Origin of the sequence: Faecalibacterium langellae, from assembly GCF_002549775.1 — a bacterium.
Taxonomy (GTDB): Bacteria; Bacillota; Clostridia; order Oscillospirales; family Ruminococcaceae; genus Faecalibacterium; species Faecalibacterium langellae.
This window is the reverse complement of the sequence record NZ_NMTR01000004.1, coordinates 148,741-169,169: the sequence shown is the minus strand read 5'-3', so window position 1 is coordinate 169,169 and position 20,429 is coordinate 148,741. Positions and strand designations below refer to the sequence as shown.

The 20,429-nt window shown below is 62.1% G+C and carries 16 protein-coding genes; all 16 read right to left on the bottom strand.

Going from position 1 to position 20,429, the window contains the following annotated elements; genetic code table 11:
• Nucleotides 1-8: 8 nt before the first annotated feature.
• A complete protein-coding gene (leuS, locus tag CGS49_RS02185; protein ID WP_097800295.1) occupies nt 9-2,558 on the bottom strand; it encodes a leucine--tRNA ligase in 2,550 nt (849 codons plus the stop codon).
• Between the two features lie 279 nt (nt 2,559-2,837).
• Nucleotides 2,838-3,221 carry a ribosome silencing factor gene (gene rsfS / locus CGS49_RS02180; RefSeq protein ID WP_097800294.1) on the bottom strand — a complete coding sequence of 128 codons (384 nt, stop codon included), beginning with the start codon at nt 3,219-3,221 and terminating at the stop codon, nt 2,838-2,840.
• Between the two features lie 29 nt (nt 3,222-3,250).
• The gene (locus tag CGS49_RS02175) at nt 3,251-4,621 is read right to left on the bottom strand and encodes an LCP family protein (protein WP_097800293.1); all 1,371 of its coding nucleotides are present in this window, start codon (nt 4,619-4,621) and stop codon (nt 3,251-3,253) included.
• Nucleotides 4,622-4,769: 148 nt separating this feature from the next.
• Complete coding sequence (gene yqeK / locus CGS49_RS02170) at nt 4,770-5,348, bottom strand: bis(5'-nucleosyl)-tetraphosphatase (symmetrical) YqeK (RefSeq protein WP_097800292.1); 579 nt, start codon at nt 5,346-5,348, stop codon at nt 4,770-4,772.
• Nucleotides 5,345-5,992, bottom strand: a complete 648-nt coding sequence (nadD, locus tag CGS49_RS02165) for a nicotinate (nicotinamide) nucleotide adenylyltransferase (protein WP_097800291.1) — start codon at nt 5,990-5,992, stop codon at nt 5,345-5,347. The genes yqeK and nadD overlap by 4 nt, the downstream gene beginning before the upstream one ends.
• A gap of 1 nt (nt 5,993) precedes the next feature.
• Nucleotides 5,994-6,290, bottom strand: coding sequence for a YhbY family RNA-binding protein (locus CGS49_RS02160; RefSeq protein WP_097800290.1), 297 nt, complete (start codon nt 6,288-6,290; stop codon nt 5,994-5,996).
• Nucleotides 6,291-6,778: 488 nt separating this feature from the next.
• Nucleotides 6,779-7,471, bottom strand: coding sequence for an RdgB/HAM1 family non-canonical purine NTP pyrophosphatase (gene rdgB / locus CGS49_RS02150; protein ID WP_097800288.1), 693 nt, complete (start codon nt 7,469-7,471; stop codon nt 6,779-6,781).
• Between the two features lie 108 nt (nt 7,472-7,579).
• Complete coding sequence (gene ftsY, locus CGS49_RS02145) at nt 7,580-8,530, bottom strand: signal recognition particle-docking protein FtsY (protein WP_097800287.1); 951 nt, start codon at nt 8,528-8,530, stop codon at nt 7,580-7,582.
• Nucleotides 8,531-8,712: 182 nt separating this feature from the next.
• Nucleotides 8,713-12,270, bottom strand: coding sequence for a chromosome segregation protein SMC (gene smc, locus CGS49_RS02140; RefSeq protein ID WP_097800286.1), 3,558 nt, complete (start codon nt 12,268-12,270; stop codon nt 8,713-8,715).
• Nucleotides 12,271-12,945 (bottom strand): ribonuclease III, encoded by a 675-nt coding sequence (rnc, locus tag CGS49_RS02135; RefSeq protein ID WP_097800285.1) that lies wholly within the window; start codon nt 12,943-12,945, stop codon nt 12,271-12,273.
• A 166-nt stretch (nt 12,946-13,111) separates the two neighbouring features.
• Nucleotides 13,112-14,128 (bottom strand): phosphate acyltransferase PlsX, encoded by a 1,017-nt coding sequence (plsX, locus tag CGS49_RS02130; protein ID WP_097800284.1) that lies wholly within the window; start codon nt 14,126-14,128, stop codon nt 13,112-13,114.
• Between the two features lie 29 nt (nt 14,129-14,157).
• Nucleotides 14,158-15,534, bottom strand: coding sequence for a methylenetetrahydrofolate--tRNA-(uracil(54)-C(5))-methyltransferase (FADH(2)-oxidizing) TrmFO (gene trmFO, locus CGS49_RS02125; protein WP_097800283.1), 1,377 nt, complete (start codon nt 15,532-15,534; stop codon nt 14,158-14,160).
• Nucleotides 15,535-15,743: 209 nt separating this feature from the next.
• Entirely contained in the window at nt 15,744-17,828 is a 2,085-nt protein-coding gene (gene topA, locus CGS49_RS02120) for a type I DNA topoisomerase (protein ID WP_097800282.1), read from the bottom strand.
• Nucleotides 17,829-17,959: 131 nt separating this feature from the next.
• Nucleotides 17,960-19,087, bottom strand: a complete 1,128-nt coding sequence (gene dprA, locus CGS49_RS02115; RefSeq protein WP_097800281.1) for a DNA-processing protein DprA — start codon at nt 19,085-19,087, stop codon at nt 17,960-17,962.
• Nucleotides 19,084-19,890, bottom strand: a complete 807-nt coding sequence (locus CGS49_RS02110; RefSeq protein WP_242975322.1) for a TrmH family RNA methyltransferase — start codon at nt 19,888-19,890, stop codon at nt 19,084-19,086. Before CGS49_RS02110 ends, dprA begins: the two co-directional genes overlap by 4 nt.
• A 170-nt stretch (nt 19,891-20,060) precedes the next feature.
• Complete coding sequence (gene rplT, locus CGS49_RS02105) at nt 20,061-20,411, bottom strand: 50S ribosomal protein L20 (protein ID WP_097800280.1); 351 nt, start codon at nt 20,409-20,411, stop codon at nt 20,061-20,063.
• Between the last annotated feature and the right edge of the window lie 18 nt (nt 20,412-20,429).

Below are 20,429 nucleotides of genomic sequence, written 5' to 3'. Positions count from 1 at the left end.
GTGGGGTTTTAGCCCTTGACGGCCAGATTGACCAGACGGCCCTTGACGTAGATCTCCTTGACCAGCTGCTTGCCTTCCAAAGCGGCGGCAACAGCGGGGTCAGCCTTGGCGGCGGCGATGGCAGCAGCAGCGTCGATGTCGGCAGCCACCTTCAGGCGGGCCTTCACCTTGCCGTTCACCTGCACGGCGATCTCAACGGTGGACTCCACGCACTTGGCTTCCTCGTACTTGGGCCAGGGGTAGTAGGCCAGCTGCTCGTCGTGGCTGTGGCCCAGCTTCTCCCACAGCTCCTCGGTCATGTGGGGAGCAAACGGGTTCAGCAGCTGCACAACCGTCTCAAACTCGGCCTTGGTAGCGCCGCCGTTGTCGTACAGGGCGTTGACCAGGGTCATCAGCTGGGCGATGGCGGTGTTCATCTTCAGGCCCTCGATGTCTGCGCCCACCTTCTTGATGGTCTGGTGCATCAGGGTCTCGATCTGGGGACGATAGCCCTCGCCTTCCACCAGCTTGTCGCTCAGGGCCCACACGCGATCCAGGAAGCGGTTGCAGCCGGCAATGGCAGAGGTCTGCCAGGGGGCAGCCTGCTCGAAGTCGCCCATGAACATCTCGTACAGACGCATGGTGTCGGCACCGTACTGGTCCACCACCTCGTCCGGGTTGATGACATTGCCCAGGCTCTTGGACATCTTGACGATGGGGTGGCGGGCCATCTCGCCGTACTTCTCCTCCAGAGCCTTCTCGGCGGCCTTCTGGCTGCCGTACTCCCTCAGCAGCTTGTCCTGCTCCTCAGCGGGCAGGTTGACGAAGCTGTGGGGGTTCAGGCCCAGGATCATGCCGTGAGCGGTACGCTTCTGGTAGGGTTCCGGAGAAGGCACTGCACCGATGTCGTACAGGAACTTATGCCAGAAACGGCTGTACAGCAGATGCAGGGTGGTGTGCTCCATGCCGCCGTTGTACCAGTCCACCGGAGACCAGTACTCCAGAGCCTCCTTGGAAGCAATGGCGTCCTTGCAGTGGGGGTCCATGTAGCGCAGGAAGTACCAGGAAGAACCGGCCCACTGGGGCATGGTGTCGGTCTCGCGGGTAGCGGGGCCGCCGCAGCAGGGGCAGGTGGTCTTGACCCAGTCCTTGTGGCGGGCCAGCGGACTCTCGCCGTCCGGGCCCGGCTCAAAGTCGGTGATGTCCGGCAGGGTCAGGGGCAGGCTGCTCTCGGGCAGGGGCTGCCAGCCGCACTTGTCGCAGTGCACCATGGGGATGGGCTCGCCCCAGTAACGCTGACGGCTGAACACCCAGTCGCGCAGCTTGTAGTTGACCTTATCGCGGCCCTTGCCGTTTTCTTCCAGCCAGCCGATCATTTTCTTCTTTGCATCGGTGACAGACAGGCCGTTCAGGAAGCCGGAGTTGACCAGCGTGCCGGTGGCAACATCGGTAAAGGCGGCTTCGTCCAGGTTGGACGGGGTGTTGCCCTTGACCACCTCGATGATGGGCAGGCCGAACTTTTTGGCGAACTCCCAGTCACGGGTATCGTGGGCGGGCACTGCCATGATGGCACCGGTGCCGTAGGTGGACAGAACGTAGTCGGAGATGAAGATGGGGATCTCAGTATCGTTGACCGGGTTGATGCCCATGACGCCTTCCAGCTTGACACCGGTCTTTTCCTTGTTCAGCTCACTGCGCTCAAAATCGCTCTTGCGGGCAGCCTCGGCCTGATAAGCCTTGACGGCATCGGCATTCTTGATGATGCCCTTGTCGAGCCATGCCTTGACCATAGCGTGCTCCGGGGAGACGACCATGTAGGTGGCACCAAACAGGGTGTCGCAGCGGGTGGTGTACACGGTCAGGGTGTCGCCTGCGGTGGTGCCGAAGTTGACTTCAGCACCGTGGCTGCGGCCGATCCAGTTCTTCTGCTGGGTGGCAACGCGCTCGATGTAATCCAAGCCGTCCAGACCGTCGATCAGCTTGTCGGCATACGCAGTGATCTTGAGCATCCACTGGCTCTTGACGCGGTGCACGACCTCGCTGCCGCAGCGCTCGCACACGCCGTTGACCACTTCCTCGTTGGCCAGCACGCACTTGCAGCCGGTGCACCAGTTGACATTCATTTCCTTCTTGTAGGCCAGGCCCTTCTTGTACAGCTGCAGGAAGATCCACTGGGTCCACTTGTAGTACTCGGGATCGGTGGTGTTGATCTCACGATCCCAGTCAAAGGAGAAGCCCAGGGCCTTCAGCTGGCTGCGGAAGTGGTCCACGTTGTTCTTGGTGACGATGGCCGGGTGGATGTGGTTCTTCATGGCGAAGTTCTCGGTGGGCAGGCCGAAGGCGTCCCAGCCCATGGGGTACAGCACGTTGTAGCCGTTCTGGCGGCGCTTACGGCTGACCACGTCCAGCGCGGTGTAGCTGCGGGGATGGCCCACATGCAGACCGGCACCCGACGGATACGGGAACTCGACCAGTGCGTAGAACTTGGGTTTGGAGTGGTCGATCTCGACATGGAAGGTCTTCTCGTCCTCCCACACCTTCTGCCACTTGGCTTCAACAGCCTTGTAATCGTACTTCATGTTTGTAATCAGCTCCAGACTTTTCGTTTGCAAAATACCGCAATTGGAATGATTTATGCTTTTCAGGGTCCTTGCTCTCTTGCGTCCTCGCCCTCTCAGTTACCTTCGGTGACAGATTCCCCTTTTTGTCGCTTATGCGACATCTTCCCCCGACCGGGGGAAGTCTTTCCTCAAAGGGGAGAGCCAAGAATGTGGCGGTGCAGCCCTTGCCTCTCCCCTTGGGAGAGGTGGCATTGCAGAGCAATGACGGAGAGGGCGAACCCGTTTGCCTTGATGAAATTACTCGACGGTGCTGTCGGGGGTGAGGTACTCGGAGATGTCGATGGGCTCACCGTCTGCCCACAGATGCTCCAGATCGTAGTAGGTGCGGGTGTTGGGCACGAAGACGTGCACGATGACGTTGGAATAATCCAGCAGCACCCAGTTCTTGGAGTCGTAGCCCTCGGTGCTGTAGGGCTCCAGACCCTTCTGGGAAAGCTCGAACTCCACCTCGTCGGCCAGAGCTGCCACCTGGGTGGTGGAGGTGCCGGACGCGATGACGAAGTAATCGGTGAGCACGGTCAGGCTTTCCACCTTCAGCACGCGCACATCGTGGGCCTTTTTCTTATCCAGGATCTTTGCGATCTCGATTGCAAGAGCCTTGCTGTCGTTGAAGTTCTCCATATATTTTTCCTTTCTGTGAAAGCGGCTTCTCAGTTTGCGGAACTGGCAGCCAGCTCATCGGTGGTTTTTGCGTTGTCAAGGTCGGTGTTGCCGTTCAGGATGGCGTCGTCCGACTCCTTGTCGATGCGGCCCATATACTGCACGTTGGCATCTGTGGAGGCCGTGCCGTGGGGCCAGTCATCGGTGACGAGGTTCATCTCGCTCACGTCGATGGGGCCGGTGTAGGTGCAGAAATACTGGTTGAGCAGCTTTGCGATGGAGCTTGCATCCGGCACCACGCAGGAGTAGCCGGCAAAGGAGTCGGTCTTGCCCATGTTGGGCACGCCCATGAACACCGGCGTCTGGGCCAGAATGATGTTGGCGCTGTCCACCTTCAGGAAGGACACCAGCAGCTTTGCAATGGTGGTGATGTCCATATCCGTCTTGATATAGTGCTTTTCCAACACCAGCGGCAGCTGGTTCAGGATATCGGTGATGCCCATGGCGCGGGCACGCTTGAACAGACCAGCGTAGAAATAGCGCTGCATGTTCAGGCGGTCAATGTCGGAGTTCGCGTAGCCGTCGCCGTGGCGGCAGCGCACGAAGAACTCTGCCGAAGCGCCGTCCAGATTGCGGTAGCCCTTGAGCAGCTTGCTGCCGCCGTAGGACATATCGTGGGGGATATACACCTCAATGCCGCCGAAGTTGTCCACCATTTCCACCAGCGCCTGCATGTCCACCGAGACGTAATAGTCGATGGGCAGGCGGTACTGGTCGTAGATGACATCGGCCAGCGCGGCGATGCTGCCGCCGTTGGAAAGTGCCACCGAGTTGATCTGGTAGTTCGAAGCCGCGTAGGTCTTGCCGTTGGACAGGGTGACCTTTTTGTTCGCCGTCGTCACCAGACTGTTGCGGGGGATCTGCAGCATCCGCAGGGCGTTGCCCTTGATATCGAACTGGACGTAGAGGATCATATCGGTCATGCCGTCGTTGGACTCTGCGTCGCCGTAAGCACGGCCTTCCTCGTAGTCGATGCCGCAGACCAGAATGTTCACCACATCGCCCTTGTAGCCCTCGGCGGTCTTGATCTCCTCCTGGATGGTGGGCGTGCTGTCGTCCGGGCGGAGACTGTCCTCCACACGGTTCACAAGGCTGACTGCATAAACCACCACGCCGGAGACCACGGCGATCACGGCCAGCACCACTGCCAGAGGCAGCCAGATAGGCGTCTTCTTTTTCTTTTTGCGGCGGCGGGGCGGTTCGCTCTGGCTCTGGGCCGGGCGGCGGGGCGGCTCGCTGTGGGCACCGCCCTGCACCGGGCCCTGCCCGGAGGCGGCGGCACGGCGCGGTGCGGCGCTGGCTGCCTGATCCGGGCGGTTGAGGGAGCGGTCGGTTCTGATATGGCGTGGCGTCTGGCTCATGCTGTTTTCTATCCTCCTGGCCTTTGCAAATCTGCAAAAGTCATTTTCTGTGCAAACCTGTCATATTTTTTAGTATAACATTATCTGACGGAATCTGCAATCGGTTTTGTGGGATCACCGCCGGGACCAATTTTAACAGCCCCGGCTCTCACCCATCATTTTTCCCGCTGTGGGCGAAGATATCCTCGTAAGCTGCCTTCGACATGGGGTCCAAAGGCTTTCCCTGCGAGAGCACGAAATCGTTGGTCTGCTTCAGCGCAGCCAGCATGGCGGCGTCCAAGTCCTTCTTTTCCAGCTTGCGCAGCTTGTTCACGCCGGGCCAGTCCCGCTCGGCGCTGGTCATGTCGGCCAGATATAGAATTTTGTCCAGCCTTGTCATGCCGGGCTTGCCCGCCGTGTGGCAGGCAATGGCGCTGAGCACCGCTTCGTCGGTGACGCCCCACTGGGTGCGGGCCAGGATGGCGGCGCATACCCCGTGCCACACCGGGGCCGGGCGCTCCTCGCCGCCCTCGGCGTACTGGGGGTACTGGCGCATCAACTCGCGCATCTCGTCCTTGCTGATCTCCTTGGCCGAGTCGTGCAGCAGCGCCGCCAGGGCAGCCCGCTCCTCGTCCTCGCCGTAAATTTTGGCCAGCTTAACGGCCATTTTTTTCACGTTCAGGGTGTGCTCGTAGCGCTTGTCGCTCAGGCGGCTGCGCACGAGTTCCTTTGCCTGTTTGAGATTCATTTGCTCAAGTCTTCCTTTTTGTTTTGGTACAGCCCTTCCCGGCGGATGACCGCCCGCACCGTTTCCGGCAGCTCAGCCTCGCAGGGGTCCCCGGCCGCCAGCCGGGCGCGGAGCTCACTGCTGGCCATGGGCAGCGCTTCCACCGGTGCAAACAGGATGCGTGCGCCAGTGGAGTCCAGCTGCCGTGCCTTTTCGTGCAGCTGCGGGTCATCGCCCACATGGCGGCTCGTCACCACCAGATGCGCAAGGCGCAGGATATCCTGCCAGCGGTACCAGCCGTCAAAGCTCAGCAGCATATCGCTGCCGATGGCAAGGTACAGCTGCGCACCGGGGGCTTCCCGGGCCAGCTTTTCCACCGTGAGCACCGTATAATTGCGGTGCCCGGCTTCGGCCTGTTCGATCTCCCAGCCGCTGACCTCCAGCTGCGGGACGGTGCTGCCCGGTTCCCCGGCCAAAGCGTGGAAGCACCCGCACATTTCCAGCCGCAGCGCCCCGGAGGCGTTCGTGCCCTGCTTGAAGGGCGATGTGCCTGCCGGCATCACCACCACCCGGTCCGGCCGCACGCGGGCGGCGGCGGCACGCAGGTTGTTCAGGTGGCCGTTGTGGGGCGGGTCGAAGCTGCCGCCGTAGAGAAGGATCTTCATCTTACTTCAGCAGGTCGGCGTAGGCGCTGTCCTTTTTCTTCTGCAGGTAGAGCACGAACTTGGAGCCGATCACCTGCACACAATCGGCACCGGTGGCCTCGGCCAGCTTGACCGAAGCCTCGCGGGCGTTGTACATGCTGCTTTCCAGCACCTTCACCTTGATGAGCTCCCGGGCGTCGAGGCAGTCCTTCACGCCCTGGATCATGGTCTCGTCGATCTCGCCCTTGCCCACGATAAAAACGGGGTCCATGGTGTTTGCCTTGCCGCGCAGAATGGCGCGCTGTTTGCTTGTCAGCATATTTTTTCTCCTTTAAGTTAAAACGATTTAGAATGGCCTCCGCATTCGCTCTGGCCATATTCAGCGGAAATTTTATTTATAATTCTGTAAATTGGAAAAATCTGCGGATTTTTCCAATTTACTTTTTCACAAGATGGGGTCGTAACGGGAAATTGCATTTGCTGCTGTCGGTCTTGCGACCGTCGCGCAGCGACTTGAAATCGGAGAAACGCGAAAAATGCGTTTAGCGAAGCGGCTAGCATTTTTCCGTTCCGACTTCTTCTTTGGGATTATCAAGGGCGAGCAGCCCTTGATTCGTGGGTCCAGCGCGTCGAAATCGCCGTGACCTTGCTGCGCTGAACACGCAGCATTTGCTTCGCAAACCGGTCTGCGGCTTAAAAGCCCCACTGGGGCTTTCATGCCCTGCGGGCACCGCCGCGCTTTTCTGGTTCTCTTTTGCCACCAAAAGAGAACATCTCCGTCAGCGCTGCCCTTTCGCACAAGCCAATTTATTTGATTTCGATTTCTACTTTCCCAGACACCTGTGCAAGCACCCCTTCGGATGCGGCCGCATTCAGAAACCCCGGCAGCTGCTTTTCCAGTTCCGCCAGCGCATTGCCGCGGTGGCTGATGGCGTCCTTTTCGTCCGGGGTCAGCTGGGCATAGCTGCGGTGCTCGGTGTTGGGGCGCTTGTCCCGCTTGCCCACGCCGCAGTCTGCGGGGATGAACAGCGGGTCGTACCCGAAACCGTAGTCCCCGTTCAGCCGCTCGAAGGCGATGCTGCCCGGACACTCGCCCATGCAGGTCAGGTGCCGCCCGTCCGGCAGGATGAAGCACACGGCCGAGACAAACTTTGCCCCGCGCTGTTCGGCGGGCACAGCCTTCATGGCGTCCAAGAGCTTATCGTTGTTGGCCTCGTCGTCGCCGTGATGGCCGCAGTAGCGGGCGCTGTAGACGCCGGGTGCACCATCCAGTGCGTCCACGCACAGGCCGGAGTCATCGGCGATGGTGGGCAGGCCGCTGGCTTTGCAGATGGTCTCGGCCTTGATGAGGGCGTTCTCGGCAAAGGTGGTGCCGGTCTCGTCCGGCTCAAGGGTGATGCCCAGTTCCTTCTGGCTCACCACCTCGTGGCCCTGCGCTTCCAGAATGCGGCGCAGCTCGCGGAGCTTTCCGGCGTTGCCGGTGGCTGCACAAATCTTCATGCGATACGACTCCCTTCAACGTCTCCGCCCTCTCAGTCAAAGCCTTCCGGCTTTGCCAGCTCTCCCAAAGGGAGAGCCAAGAGCAGTTTCGTCACACATTTGCTTTTTTCAGTGCTTCCACTCGCGGGGCAGCAATTCTTCCACAAAGCCCTCCGGGGTGAAGGGCAGCAGGTCGTCGATGCCCTCGCCCACGCCGATGAACCGCACCGGCAGGTCCAGACGCTGCTTGACCGCCACGACGCAGCCGCCCTTGGCGGTACCGTCCAGTTTGGTCAGGATGATGCCGGTAGCGTCGGCCGCCTTGCAGAACTCCTTGGCCTGGCTGATGGCGTTCTGGCCCGTGATGGCGTCCAGCACCAACAGCGTTTCCAGGCTGGCTTCGGGGCTTGCCTTTTTAACGCTGCGGCTGATCTTGGCCAGCTCTGCCATCAGATTCGATTTGTTGTGCAGGCGGCCTGCGGTGTCGGCAATGACCATGTCATAGCCGCGGGCCGTGGCCGACTTGACGGTGTCGAAGATGACCGCCGCCGGGTCGGCGCCCTCACCTGCGCTGACGATGGGCACACCGGCGCGGTCCGCCCAGATCTCCAGCTGTTCGCTGGCGGCAGCACGGAAGGTGTCACCGGCCGCCAGCATCACGCGCTTGCCCTCGCGGGTGTAGTAATCTGCCAGCTTTGCGATGCTGGTGGTCTTGCCCACGCCGTTGACACCGATGACCAGAATGACCGCCGGCTTGCCGGAAAGGTCCATCTCGGCGTCCGGCGTCATTTCTTCGGCAATGATGTCGCGCAGGGCATCGGCGGCTTCTTCGCCGGTCTTCAGGCCCTTTTCGCGCACGCGGTCGCGCAGCTTGTCCACCAGACGCACGGCCACTTCGCCGCCCACGTCCGCGAGGATGAGCTGTTCTTCCAGGTCATCGTACATGTCATCGTCGATGACACTGCCGGTGAGGGTGTTGAGGATATTGCCCCAGAAGCCGGTGCGGGTCTTTTCCAGACCCGTTTTCATTTTTTCCTGTTCTTTTTCTTTGTTTTTCTTGCCAAATCCGAAGAACCCCATAGTGTCCTCCTATTATTGTAATGATGTCCGCCCTCTCAGGCGCTTACGCGCCAGCTCTCCCAAAGGGAGAGCTTTTAGCAAAAAGGGAAACGCCCTTCTCGGCTCCCCCTTTGGGGGAGCTGGCGAACGAAGTGAGACTGAGAGGGCGAGGATGTTCGCCTTCTCTGCTTTCTTATTTTATATCAGGAAACCAGCGTGGCGTCAACCTGTTCCAGATCCAATTTGAGCAGTTTCGACACGCCGTCCTCCTGCATAGTCACGCCGTAGAGCACATTGGCAGCTTCCATTGTGCCGCGGCGGTGGGTGATGACGATGAACTGGGTCTTGTCACTCACCCGGCGCAGGTACTGGGCAAACCGCACCACGTTGGCGTCATCCAATGCGGCTTCGATTTCGTCCAGAATGCAGAACGGGGCCGGGTTGACCGCCAGAATGGCAAAGTAGATGCTGATGGCCACCAGCGCCTGTTCGCCGCCGGAAAGGGCCTCGAGGTTCTTGATGACCTTGCCCGGCGGGGCCACCCGGATGCCGATGCCGCAGGAAAGCACATCGGTCTCATCTTCCAGCACAAGGCTTGCCTCGCCGCCGCCGAACAGCTCGGTGAACACGCGGCCAAAGTTTTCGTTGATGGCGCGGAAGCTGTCCGAGAAGATCTCCTTCATCTGGGCCGAAAGCTTTGAGATCATGCGGCTGAGCTCGCTGCGGCTTTCCTCTACGTCGGTCACCTGACGCACCAGCGCGTCGTAGCGGGCCTTGACCTCTTTGTATTCCTCGATGGCGCTGACGTTCACGCTGCCAAGGGCACGGATCTTGCCGCGCAGGTCGGCCACCTGTGCCCGCAGGGCCGTCAGGCTCTCGAACTCGATGCAGAGTTCCTCGGCCTGGCTCACCGAGAGCTGGTATTCATCCCACAGCTTTGCCACGGTCTGGTCATACTCAGTCTCGGCGGCGGCTTTTCGCTCGGCAAGGCGGGCCATCTCGCGGCCCATTTCCTCGCGGCTGTCGGCCGAGGTGCGGGCCCGGGCAAGGGTCTCGGTCTCGGCCTGCTGGCGCTCCAAGCGCTTTTCGGTCGCTTCGCGGATGGCCTTTTCTTTTGCCGCAATTGCGCTCTGGCTGTCGGTCTTGGCCTGCCGGATGGCGGCGATTTCGGTGCGGCAGCTCTCGCTGCGCTGTGCCAGTGCGGCAAGGCTTTCTTCCAGCGAAGCGCGGCGTGCGGCGGCATCCTGGGCCCGCTGTTCCAGCGCGGCGATCTGGCTGTAGGCCAGCTCCGCGTCCTTCTGGCGGGTGACCTGTTCCAGCCGCTTGGCGCTCAGCTTCTGGCTGAGCTCACTCTGCCGGGCAAGGAAGCTGTCATCACCCTCAGCGATGCGGTTCATCTCCGCCGTCAGCAGGTCGATTTTCGCGGTCAACTCAGCCTGCTGCTGTGCAGCGGCATCCGCTTTGCTGCGGCTTTCCGTCAGGGCGGCCTGTAAAGCGTCGATCTGCTGCTGGCCGTTGCTGCGGGCCGTTTCCAGCTGCTGCACCGCAGCTTCCAGCCGCTTCTGCTCCGCTTCGGCACGCACCTTGTCGTTGGCGGCGGTGATCTGCTCACTGGCCGTAGCGGTCAGCTCGGCCTGCAAAGCGTCCACCTGCTCCTTGCACTGGTCGGTCTTTTCCTGCGCGGCAAGGCAGTCCTTCTGCAGCTTGGCAGCTTTCACCCGCAGTTCTTCCATCTCCTGCTTGCGGGTGAACAGGCCTGCGCTGCGCTGCACGCTGCCGCCGGTAAAGCTGCCGCCCGCGTTGACCACCTGACCATCCAGCGTGACCACCTTGTTGTGGTAACCGTTGTCCCGCGCCACGCGGGAAGCTTCGTTGATGTCGTCCACCACGATGATGCGGCCCAGCAGGTTCGACACGATGTTGTCATACCGGCGGTCAGCCTGCACAAGGCTGGAGGCCAGCCGAGCCGTGCCGGAGAGACGGCCCCGGAACACGCCGGGCTGGACGGTATCCAGCGGCAGGAAGGTGGCGCGGCCTGCGTTGTCATTGCGCAGCAGGGCAATGGCCGCCTTGGCGGCGGCTTCGTTCTCCACCACGATGTTCTGCAGTGCGCCGCCGAGGGCGGTTTCCACGGCCACCTCGCAGCCGGGTTCCACCTTTAAGATAGCAGACACCGGCCCGATGACGCCCCGCAGGCGGCGGGCACCGGCGGCACGCATGACGGCCTTGACCGAGTTCTGGTAGCCGTCCATGTTCTTTTCCAGCTCCCGCAGCACGGAAAGGCGCTGACGGGCGGCGTCCAATTCGCGGCCAAGGCGCTGTTCGGCGTTGTCGGCCTCGTTCAGGGCGGCCTTGCGGCCTTTGAGCTTGAGCTCCAGACCGGAGCGGACATTTGCCAGCTGCTTTTCGTTTTCTTCCAGCATCCGGCGGTACTTGACCGTATCCTCCAAGTCCTGTTTTGCTTCGTCCCGCTGAGCAGTGGCATCCTGCAGGCTCTGTTCGAGGGCGGGCAGACGCTGGCGGGCCGTCTCCTCGGCGGCTTCGGCGGCAGCCTGCGCCACCTGGGCTTCGGTGCGCTGGGCGGTCAGGCCAGTCAGCTCCGCCCGCAGGCTGTCCTTGCGGGCCCCGCTGGCGGTGCTGGCGTCGGTCAGGCGGGCGATCTCCGCGTTCAGCGCTTCGATCTCTGCCGCCAGCTTTTCGCCCTCGGCTTCCATGGTCTTTGCCACGGCCCGGTGGCGCTGCAATGCGGCGGCGGCTTCGGTGCTGTCCTGCTCCCCGGCAGCGATCTCCTGCCGCAGGGAAGCGGCGCTTTCCTCGTTGCGGAGGATGTCGTTTTCCAGCACGGCGATGCGGCTTTCCGACCCGCTGATCTGCTCGGTGATGCTGCGGATATCCCCATTCAGGCGCTCGACCGCAATGGTCAGCTGCTGTGCCTGCATCCGGATCTCCTCAGCCTCCTGCTCGGCGGCTTTCGTCTCCCGGTCAAAACGCTCGTAGTCGGCCTGGGCCGTCTCGTAGTCACGCACCTGCTGGCGCACGGCTTCGCGGGCGCGATGCACGCCGTCGGTCCAGAGGGTGACTTCCAGCGTTTTGCGCTTGGCGGCCAGCTCGAGGAACTTCTCGGCCTTGGCGCTCTCTTTTTCCAGCGGGCCTACGCGGCTTTCCAGCTCACCCAGGATGTCCCGCAGGCGTTCCAGGTTCTCCCCCGCTGCGGCAAGGCGGCGCTCGGCTTCCGTTTTGCGGTAGCGGTACTTCGCAATGCCGCAGGCTTCCTCAAAAATCTCGCGGCGCTCGCTGCTTTTTGCCGCCACGATTTCTGCGATGCGACCCTGCCCGATGACCGAATAACCGTCGCGGCCAATGCCGGTATCGAGCAAAAGCTCGTACACATCCTTCAAACGGCATACCTGCCCGTTGATGGTGTACTCGCTGTCACCGGAGCGGTAATACTTGCGGCCGATGGTCACTTCGTCGGCGTCCACGTCAAAGGTGTGGCTTGCGTTATCCAGCGTCAGGCGCACACTGGCAAAGCCCATGGCTCCGCGCCGCCGGGTGCCGCCGAAGATAACGTCTTCCATCTTGCCTGCCGCACGCAGCTGGCGGGAGCTGGTCTCGCCCAGCACCCAGCGCACCGCGTCGGACAGGTTCGACTTGCCGGAGCCGTTGGGGCCCACCACGCCGGTAACGCCCGCATCAAAGGTGATCTTGACCTTATCGGGGAAGCTCTTAAAGCCCTGGATCTCCAGTTCCTTGAATACCATTTACTTTTCCTTTATCACGCCCAGCAGCTTGAGTGCCTCTTTGGCGGCGCACTGCTCGGCAGCCTTCTTGCTGCGGCCCTCACCCCGGGCCACACGGTCGGAGTTGAAGCGCACGGCCACCACGAAGTGCTTGTCGTGGTCCGGGCCGGACTCGCTTTCCACCACATAGCTCAGGCGTTCTTCCGGGTTCTGCTGCACGATCTCCTGCAGGCGGGTCTTGTAGTCGGCCTCGGCGTGCTTGCCCTCGGTGATGAAGGGCAGGATGAACTTGCGGGCCACATCCATGCCGCCGTCCAGATACAGCGCCGCAATGAGTGCTTCAAACGCATCGGACACCACACTGGGGCGGTTGCGTCCGCCGCAGCGCTCCTCGCCGCGGCCCAGGCGCAGGTATTCGCCCAGGTTGATCTCCTGCGCGAACTGGAACAGGGCCCCCTCGCTCACAAGGCTGGCGCGGATGCGGGTCAGATCACCCTCCGGCCGGTCGGCGTAGGCGTGGAACAGATAATCTGCCGAGACGATCTGCAGCACGCTGTCGCCCAGAAATTCCAGCCGCTCGTTGTGCTTGACCGGGGTGCGGCTCTCGTTGGCGTAGCTGGTGTGGGTCAGGGCCGTTTCCAGCAGCTCCGGGTTTTTGAACGTATAACCAATAATTGTTTCCAACTGATGGCTCATATTTCGACTCCCTTGCTCATATGGTCAGCATCCCCGCCCTCTCAGGCCGCTTCGCGTCCAGCTTTCCCAAAGGGAGAGCCAAGAACTCGCCCGAAAGGCATCTCGCCTCTCCCTTTGGGAGAGGTGGCATTGCGAAGCAATGACGGAGAGGGCGATTTCACTGCCCTTATTCCTCTGTTTTATTCGCTGCGGCCAGCTCATCCAGCGCAGACTGCATGGTGCCGCACAGGTCGTTCTCCACGCAGATCTTGGCCTGCCGGATGGCGTTTTTGATGCCCTTGGCCTTGGAAGAACCGTGTGCCTTGATGACCGGCTGCTTCGCGCCCAGGAAGGGTGCGCCGCCGTATTCCTCGCTGTCCATCTGGTGCTTGAGGTCGGCCACGCCGCCCTTGAGCAGCAGGTAGGCCAGCTTGCCGCCGAGATTTGCGAGGAACATCTGTTTCAGCATGCCCAGCAGCATTTTTGCCACGCCCTCGGTCAGCTTGAGGATCACATTGCCGGTGAAGCCGTCGCACACCACCACGTCCACTTCACCGTTCGGCACATCGCGCGGCTCGATGTTGCCCACGAAGTGGACGCCCGGGGTGACTTTCAGCAGCTGGTGTGCGTCCCGCAGCATGGGGGTACCCTTGCTCTCCTCGGCACCGTTGTTCGTCAGCGCCACGCTGGGGCTCTTGCGGCCCTCCACCTTGTTCACATAGCAGCTGCCCATGACCGCAAAGGCGGCCAGCATCTCCGGGCGGCACTCCACGTTGGCACCGCAGTCCAGCAGCAGATAAGCCTGCTTCTTGGCGGGCACCATGGTGGCCAGAGCCGGGCGCTTGATGCCCTTGAGGGTACGCACGATGAGGCTTGCGCCAACGTGCAGTGCACCGGTGCTGCCGGCAGAGACAAAGGCGTCGCCCTTGCCCTCCTTGAGCATATTCAGACCCACCACAATGGAGGAATCCTTTTTCTGACGGATGGCGCGGGCGGGCTCATCGCACATCTCGATGGTCTCGGTGCAGTTCACCAGTTCGATGCCGTCCAGCGGAATGTTGTGCTCGGCGGCGGTCTTGCGCACCAGCGCCTCGTTGCCCACACCGATCAGCTGCACACCGTACTCCTTAACGGCCTGTGCAGCGCCCTCCAGAACCGCCAGCGGGGCGTTGTCGCCGCCCATCATGTCCACAATGATCTTCATACCTGTTTTCTCCTTTCAGGTGGTTTGCCTTACAGAGCAGTTTCCTCCAGCCAGTGCTGGAAGCTGGCAACAGCGCGCTCGGCCTGTGCCATGTAACGCAGCCGCTTGTCCCGGGGACGGGTCTCGGCGGGCAGCGGCGGCAGAATGCCCATGTTGGCTCCCATGGGCTGGAAGTGCTTGTTCTCGGTGGTCAGGTACTGCACCAGCGCACCGCACATGGTGTCGACCGGCGGCGCGGGCAGCTCTTTGCCCGCGAGGCGGGCGTACAGGCTGCGGGCGGCAAGCAATCCGCAGGCGGCGCTTTCCATATAGCCCTCAAAGCCGGTGATCTGGCCTGCAAAGAACACGTTGGGGTGGTCTTTCAGGTTCAGGCCGGCGTTCAGCACCCGGGGCGCATCGAGGAAGGTGTTGCGGTGCATGACGCCGTACCGCACGAACTCGGCGTTTTCCAGACCCGGGATCATGCTGAACACCCGCTTCTGCTCGCCCCACTTGAGGTTTGTCTGGAAGCCCACGATGTTATACAGGGTGCGCTCCTTATTTTCGGCGCGCAGCTGCACATTGGCCCAGGGGCGGTGGCCGGTGGCCGGATTCACAAGGCCCACCGGGCGCAGCGGGCCGAACCGCATGGTATCGGCACCGCGGGCGGCCATGATCTCAATGGGCATGCAGCCCTCGTACACCGTGACGGTATCGGCTTTTTTGCCGTGGGCGTCCGGGTCGGGCTGGGCCGACTGCTCGGCACCGGTGTCAAAGTCGTGCAGGGGTGCACGCTCGGCAGATGCAAGGGCCGCGTGGAACGCTTCGTATTCTTCTTTATTAAAGGGGCAGTTCAGGTAGTCGGCTTCACCCCGGTCATAGCGGGACGCCGCAAACACCTTGTTGTAGTCAAGGCTCTCAGCCGTGACGATGGGGGCCACGGCATCGTAGAAATGCAGGCGCTCGTCACCGGTCAGGCGGCCGATCTCGTCGGCCAGTGCCCCGTCGGTCAGTGGGCCGGTGGCCACCAGAATGGGGGCGCTTTCGTCGATGTGCTCCACCCGCTCCCGGTGGACGGTGATGTTCTCACAGCTTTCCACCATGCGGGTCACCTCGGTGCTGAAAGCGTCGCGGTCCACGGCCAGCGCACCGCCCGCGGCCACACGGGCCGTCTCAGCAGCGTTCAGCAGCTGGCTGCCCATGCGGCGCATTTCTTCCTTGAGCAGACCGGAGGCAGAATCCAGCCGCTCCGCTTTCAGGCTGTTGGAGCAGATCAGCTCGGCAAAACCGGCGCTCTTGTGGGCCGGGGAAAAATGGGTGGGCTTCTGCTCGTACAGGTCCACCTGCACGCCCTTGCCCGCCAGCCAGAGGGCGGCTTCGCAGCCCGCCAGACCCGCGCCCAGCACGGTAACTTTGTATTGATTCATATACTCTTATCCTTTAGCGTCTTCGCCCTCTCCGTCATGGCTTACGCCGTGCCACCTTGTTCCCCTTTCTGTCGCTAACGCGACATCTTCCACCGACCGGGGGAAGTCTTTCAAAGGGAGAGGCAAGAGCACTCCCGCCATGCCCTTGGCTCCCCCTTTGGGGGAGCTGCCGAGCGAAGTGAGGCTGAGAGGGCGAGCCAGTTCACAATTTAATCTTTTTTCGGCACCGGCATCTCAAAGCCGCAGCCTTCCTTGGCGCAGTAGAGCTTGCTGCCCTTGCGGAACAGGGTGCTGCCGCACTTTTCGCACTTGGTGGGCACCGGCATATCCCAGGTCATGAAGTCGCAGTCCGGGTAGCGCTCGCAGCCGTAGTAGATGCGGCCCTTGGAGCTCTTGCGCTCCAGCATACGGCCCTTGCCGCACTTGGGGCAGATGCCGCCGGTATCCTTCACCAGACGCTTGGTTCCCCGGCACTCGGGGAAGCCGCTGCAGGCCAAAAACTTGCCGTACTTGCCCACCTTGATGACCATGGGGCGGCCGCACAGGTCGCACACCTCGCTGGAAGGCTCGTCCGGCACCTTGACCTTCTTGCCTTCCATGTTCTTCTCGGCCTGCTCGAGGCTGGCGGCAAAGCCCTTGTAGAAGTCGTCCACGGTCTTGTGCCAGTCAGCCTTGCCGCTCTCGATCTTATCCAGATTCTTTTCCATCTGGGCGGAGAAGTCCACATCCACGATGTGGGGGAACTGCTCCAGCATCAAGCCGTCCACAGCCCGGCCCAGCAGGGTGGGCTTGAGCTTCTTCTGGTCGCGCTCCACATAGCCGCGGTCGATGATGGTGGTGATGATGGGCGCATAGGTGGAAGGACGGCCGATGCCGTTTTCTTCCAGTGCCTTGATGAGGGTGGCTTCGGTGTAGCGGGCGGGCGGCTGCGTGAACTTCTGCTCGCTCTTGAGCTCCCGCAGCTTCAGCACCTGGCCCTGTTCCAGCGGGGGCAGAGCGGTCTCCTTCTTTTCCTTTTCGTCGGTGGCTTCCTCGTACAGGACAGTGAAGCCGTCGAAGGTGACGGTGTAGCCGCTGGCCTTGAAGCGGTAATCTGCCGCGCTGACCGTGACGGACACGGTGTCCTGCTGGCAGTCGGCCATCTGGCTGGCCATAAAGCGGCTCCAGATCATGCGGTAGAGCTTGGCGGTGTCGCCGCTGATGCTCTTGTCCACCTCGTCCGGCGTCAGGGACGGCACCGAGGGACGGATGGCTTCGTGGGCGTCCTGCGCAGCGGTAGCGCTCTTGGTCTTCCAGGTGCGCTTGTAGGGGCAGATATAGGCTTCGCCGTAGGCACCGGCGATGTATTCCTTGGCGGCAGCCACAGCTTCGTCGGAAATACGCAGGCTGTCGGTACGCATATAGGTGATCAGACCCATGGTGCCGTGGCCTGCGATGTCCACGCCTTCGTACAACGTCTGAGCGGCGCGCATGGTGCGGGTGGCCGTGAAGCCCAGCCGGCGGGAAGCCTCCTGCTGCAGGGTACTGGTGATGAAGGCCGGGGTGGGCTGCTTTGCGCGCTTGCCCTTTTTCAGCTCGGTCACCACATACTCGGCACCTTCCAGGCCCTTTTCGATGGCGCGGGCCTCGGCCTCGTTCTTCGGCAGCAGCTTCTTGCCCTTGCTGTCCGAAGCCAGGCGGGCGGTGAAGCTCTTGTGGCCTGCGCCGAGGGTGGCGTCCACGTTCCAGTATTCGTCGGGCTTGAAGTTCTCGATCTCCTTCTCGCGGTCGTCGATCAGGCGCACGGCCACGCTCTGCACGCGGCCTGCGGAAAGGCCCCGGCGCACCTTGCGCCACAAAAACGGGCTGAGCTTGTAGCCCACCAGACGGTCCAGCACGCGGCGGGCCTGCTGGGCGTTGAACAAGTCTTCGTCGATGGCACGAGGATGTGCCATGCCCTCCTTCACACCCTTCTTAGTGATCTCGTCAAAGGTGACACGGTTGGGCTCGTGGGGGTCCAGCCCCAGAATGTTGGCCAGATGCCAGCTGATGGCTTCGCCTTCGCGGTCCGGGTCGGTCGCGAGAAGCACGCCGTCGGCGTGTTTGGCTTTGCTTTTCAGCTCCTTGATGAGCTTTTCCTTGCCCTTGATGCTGATGTACTGCGGGGCATAGTCATGCTCCACGTCGATGCCCAGCTGAGAAGCGGGCAGGTCGCGGATATGGCCCATGCTGGCGGTGACCTCATAATCATCGCCCAGATATTTGCCGATGGTCTTCGCCTTAGCCGGCGACTCCACGATTACCAGTTTCGCCATTCGTGATTACTCCCATTCGATGTTCTTTCTTCTTTTTATCAGAACGCACCGTGCACCCCTTGTGCCCAGCGCGGGATTCTCTTTTTTATCATACCACACTTGTTGTGTGCAGTGCCAGTAAAATTTATGCTTTACCGCAGCACATACCGCTGGCCCGGCTGTTTGAACACCCGGCCGGAGAGCTCCAGCTTCATCAGGGTGCTCAGCAGCACCGCCGTGGGCAGGCCGGTGTTCACGCACAGTTCTTCCAGCCCCACCGGCTTCGGGCCGATGCAGGCCAGCACTTTGCGCTCGGTGTCGCTCACCGGCTCCGGCCTGCGGGCCGTGACGGCGGCAGGCTTGTCCGGGTGCAGGCCCAGCGGGCCCAGCAGGTCTTCGGCGGTGCACACGGCACGGGCCCGTCCGTCCCGCAAAAGGCCGTTGGTGCCCGCGGAGTTGGGCGAATAGATGCTGCCCGGCACTGCGAACACCGGTTTGCCGTAGCGCTCGGCGTGGGCCACAGTGGACATGGTGCCGCTTTTTTCGCGGGCTTCCACCACCAGCAGCGCCGAGCTGAGCGCCGCAATGAGCCGGTTGCGCTGTAAAAAGCCGATGGCTCCCACACCGTCGCTGCGGGGCGGGTACTCGCTGATGACGCAGCCCTTCTGCTCGATCTTGTGCCGCAGGGCCACATTGGCCGCCGGATAGGTGCGGTCGATGGGCACGCCCATCACCGCGATGGTGGGCCGGTCATTTTTCACGGCCGCCTTGTGCCCGGCGCTGTCCAGCCCGTCGGCAAGGCCGCTGACGATGATGGCACCGCTTTTGGCCAGTGCGCCGCCGATGTCTGCCGCAGCGTTCAGGCCGTACTCGGTGGGCTTACGGCTGCCCACGATGCCCACGGCCCCCGGCTCGTTGAGCCAGAGTGCATCGCCGGTGCAGTAGAGCACCAGCGGCATATCCGGGATGCGGGAAAAGGCCAGCGGGTAGTCCGGGTCGTCAAAGGGCAAAATGCGCACGCCCAGGTCGTCGCACCGCATCACCAGCCCGTGGAACTGTTCCGGGTCCAGCTGCTGCGCCCGGGCTGCAGCGGCATCCCCTGCCGCAAGGCGGAATTCGGCGGTGTCCCGTGCTTCCCAGGCTTCCTGCGCACCTCCAAAGGCGTCCAGCACGCGGCCTGCATGGGCGCTGGCCGGACCCAGCACATGGGCCAGCCACAGCCAGCACAGCAGCGGGTCCGGCGGCGGGAAGAAGCTGGTCTGCCCGGCAAGGCCGCTCACAGGCTCTCCTCCCGGAAGTGCCACAGCAGGATGCTGCCCGCGATGCCGGCGTTCAGGCTTTCCACCCGGTCGGTCATGGGGATGCGCACCGTGCTGGTGCAGGCGGCGATGGTCTCATCGGTCAGGCCCTGGCCCTCGCTGCCGATGACGACGCACACGCCGCCCGGGTAACTGGCTTTGGCCGCACTCAGCGGCTGGGACTTGTAGAGCGCCGCCGCCAGACAGGTGATGCCCTTTGCCCGCAGCTGGGCCACCGCCTGCGGCAGGGCCCCGGCTTCGATCACCGGGATACGCACCGCCGCGCCCATGGAGGCCCGCAGGGTCTTGGGGGCCCACACGCTGGCGCAGCCGTCGCTGAGGATGACGCCGTCAAAGCCGAAGGCCGCCGCACTGCGCAGCAGGGTGCCCACATTGCCGGGGTCCTGCACCCGCTCGAGGGCGAGGTAGCGCCCGCCGTTCTTCACTTCATCCAGTGTGTGCACCGGGGTGCGGAACACACCGAACACGCCCTGATGGGTGCCCACGTCGGCCAGTTTGTCGGCCACATGGTCCTCCACAAGGTAGTGTTCGCCGGGCAGGGACGCCAGCTCCGGGCACTTTGCCATGGCGCTCTCGGTATAAAATAAGGTCTCCAGCTGCGCGCCGCGGCAAAGCTCCGGGCACAGCTTGCGCCCTTCGGCCAGAAAGCGGCCCTCACTGCGGCGGAAGGCCGCGCTGGAAGAAAGGCGGCAGGCATATTTGATTTTTGCGTTTTCCCGGCTGGTGATTTTTTCGTCCATGGTGTTCTCAACCTTTCGCTGCATTCACGTTCAAAATTGGTCTGCTGCCTGCCAAAAAAGCAAAAAGGGCAGCGTCTGCCACAAAAGCTCCTGCGGCAGGGCGCTGCCCTGAAACACTGTTTTCGTCCGCAAGAACCCCGGATACAAAACGGACGCCCGCGTATACGCGCGGGCGTCTCGGATCAGGTTCTTAATCAGGCGTTCTTGACGGTCTCGACCAGAGCTGCGAAGCTCTTGGGATCGTTGATGGCCATCTCAGACAGCATCTTGCGGTTCAGCTCGATGCCAGCCTTCTTCAGGCCTGCCATGAAGGTGGAGTAGTTCATGCCCAGAGGACGGACTGCATTGTTGATGCGGGTGATCCACAGGTTGCGGAACTGACGCTTCTTCATGCGGCGGCCAGCCAGAGCGTAGTTGCCGCTCTTCATGACCTGCTGCTTGGCCATCTTAAAGTGCTTGCTCTTGCAGCCATAGAAGCCCTTGGCCAGCTTCAGCATCTTCTTACGACGTTTGTGAGTCATGGTTGCGCCCTTGATACGTGCCATTTTTTATATCTCCTTTAG

Excerpts from the sequence above, each read along its gene's own strand:
- leuS (WP_097800295.1), bottom strand. The coding sequence starts at position 2,558 with ATGAAGTACGATTACAAGGCTGTTGAAGCCAAGTGGCAGAAGGTGTGG.
- rsfS (WP_097800294.1), bottom strand. The coding sequence starts at position 3,221 with ATGGAGAACTTCAACGACAGCAAGGCTCTTGCAATCGAGATCGCAAAG.
- CGS49_RS02175 (WP_097800293.1), bottom strand. The coding sequence starts at position 4,621 with ATGAGCCAGACGCCACGCCATATCAGAACCGACCGCTCCCTCAACCGC.
- yqeK (WP_097800292.1), bottom strand. The coding sequence starts at position 5,348 with ATGAATCTCAAACAGGCAAAGGAACTCGTGCGCAGCCGCCTGAGCGAC.
- nadD (WP_097800291.1), bottom strand. The coding sequence starts at position 5,992 with ATGAAGATCCTTCTCTACGGCGGCAGCTTCGACCCGCCCCACAACGGC.
- CGS49_RS02160 (WP_097800290.1), bottom strand. The coding sequence starts at position 6,290 with ATGCTGACAAGCAAACAGCGCGCCATTCTGCGCGGCAAGGCAAACACC.
- rdgB (WP_097800288.1), bottom strand. The coding sequence starts at position 7,471 with ATGAAGATTTGTGCAGCCACCGGCAACGCCGGAAAGCTCCGCGAGCTG.
- ftsY (WP_097800287.1), bottom strand. The coding sequence starts at position 8,530 with ATGGGGTTCTTCGGATTTGGCAAGAAAAACAAAGAAAAAGAACAGGAA.
- smc (WP_097800286.1), bottom strand. The coding sequence starts at position 12,270 with ATGGTATTCAAGGAACTGGAGATCCAGGGCTTTAAGAGCTTCCCCGAT.
- rnc (WP_097800285.1), bottom strand. The coding sequence starts at position 12,945 with ATGAGCCATCAGTTGGAAACAATTATTGGTTATACGTTCAAAAACCCG.
- plsX (WP_097800284.1), bottom strand. The coding sequence starts at position 14,128 with ATGAAGATCATTGTGGACATGATGGGCGGCGACAACGCCCCGCTGGCG.
- trmFO (WP_097800283.1), bottom strand. The coding sequence starts at position 15,534 with ATGAATCAATACAAAGTTACCGTGCTGGGCGCGGGTCTGGCGGGCTGC.
- topA (WP_097800282.1), bottom strand. The coding sequence starts at position 17,828 with ATGGCGAAACTGGTAATCGTGGAGTCGCCGGCTAAGGCGAAGACCATC.
- CGS49_RS02110 (WP_242975322.1), bottom strand. The coding sequence starts at position 19,890 with ATGCAGCGAAAGGTTGAGAACACCATGGACGAAAAAATCACCAGCCGG.
- rplT (WP_097800280.1), bottom strand. The coding sequence starts at position 20,411 with ATGGCACGTATCAAGGGCGCAACCATGACTCACAAACGTCGTAAGAAG.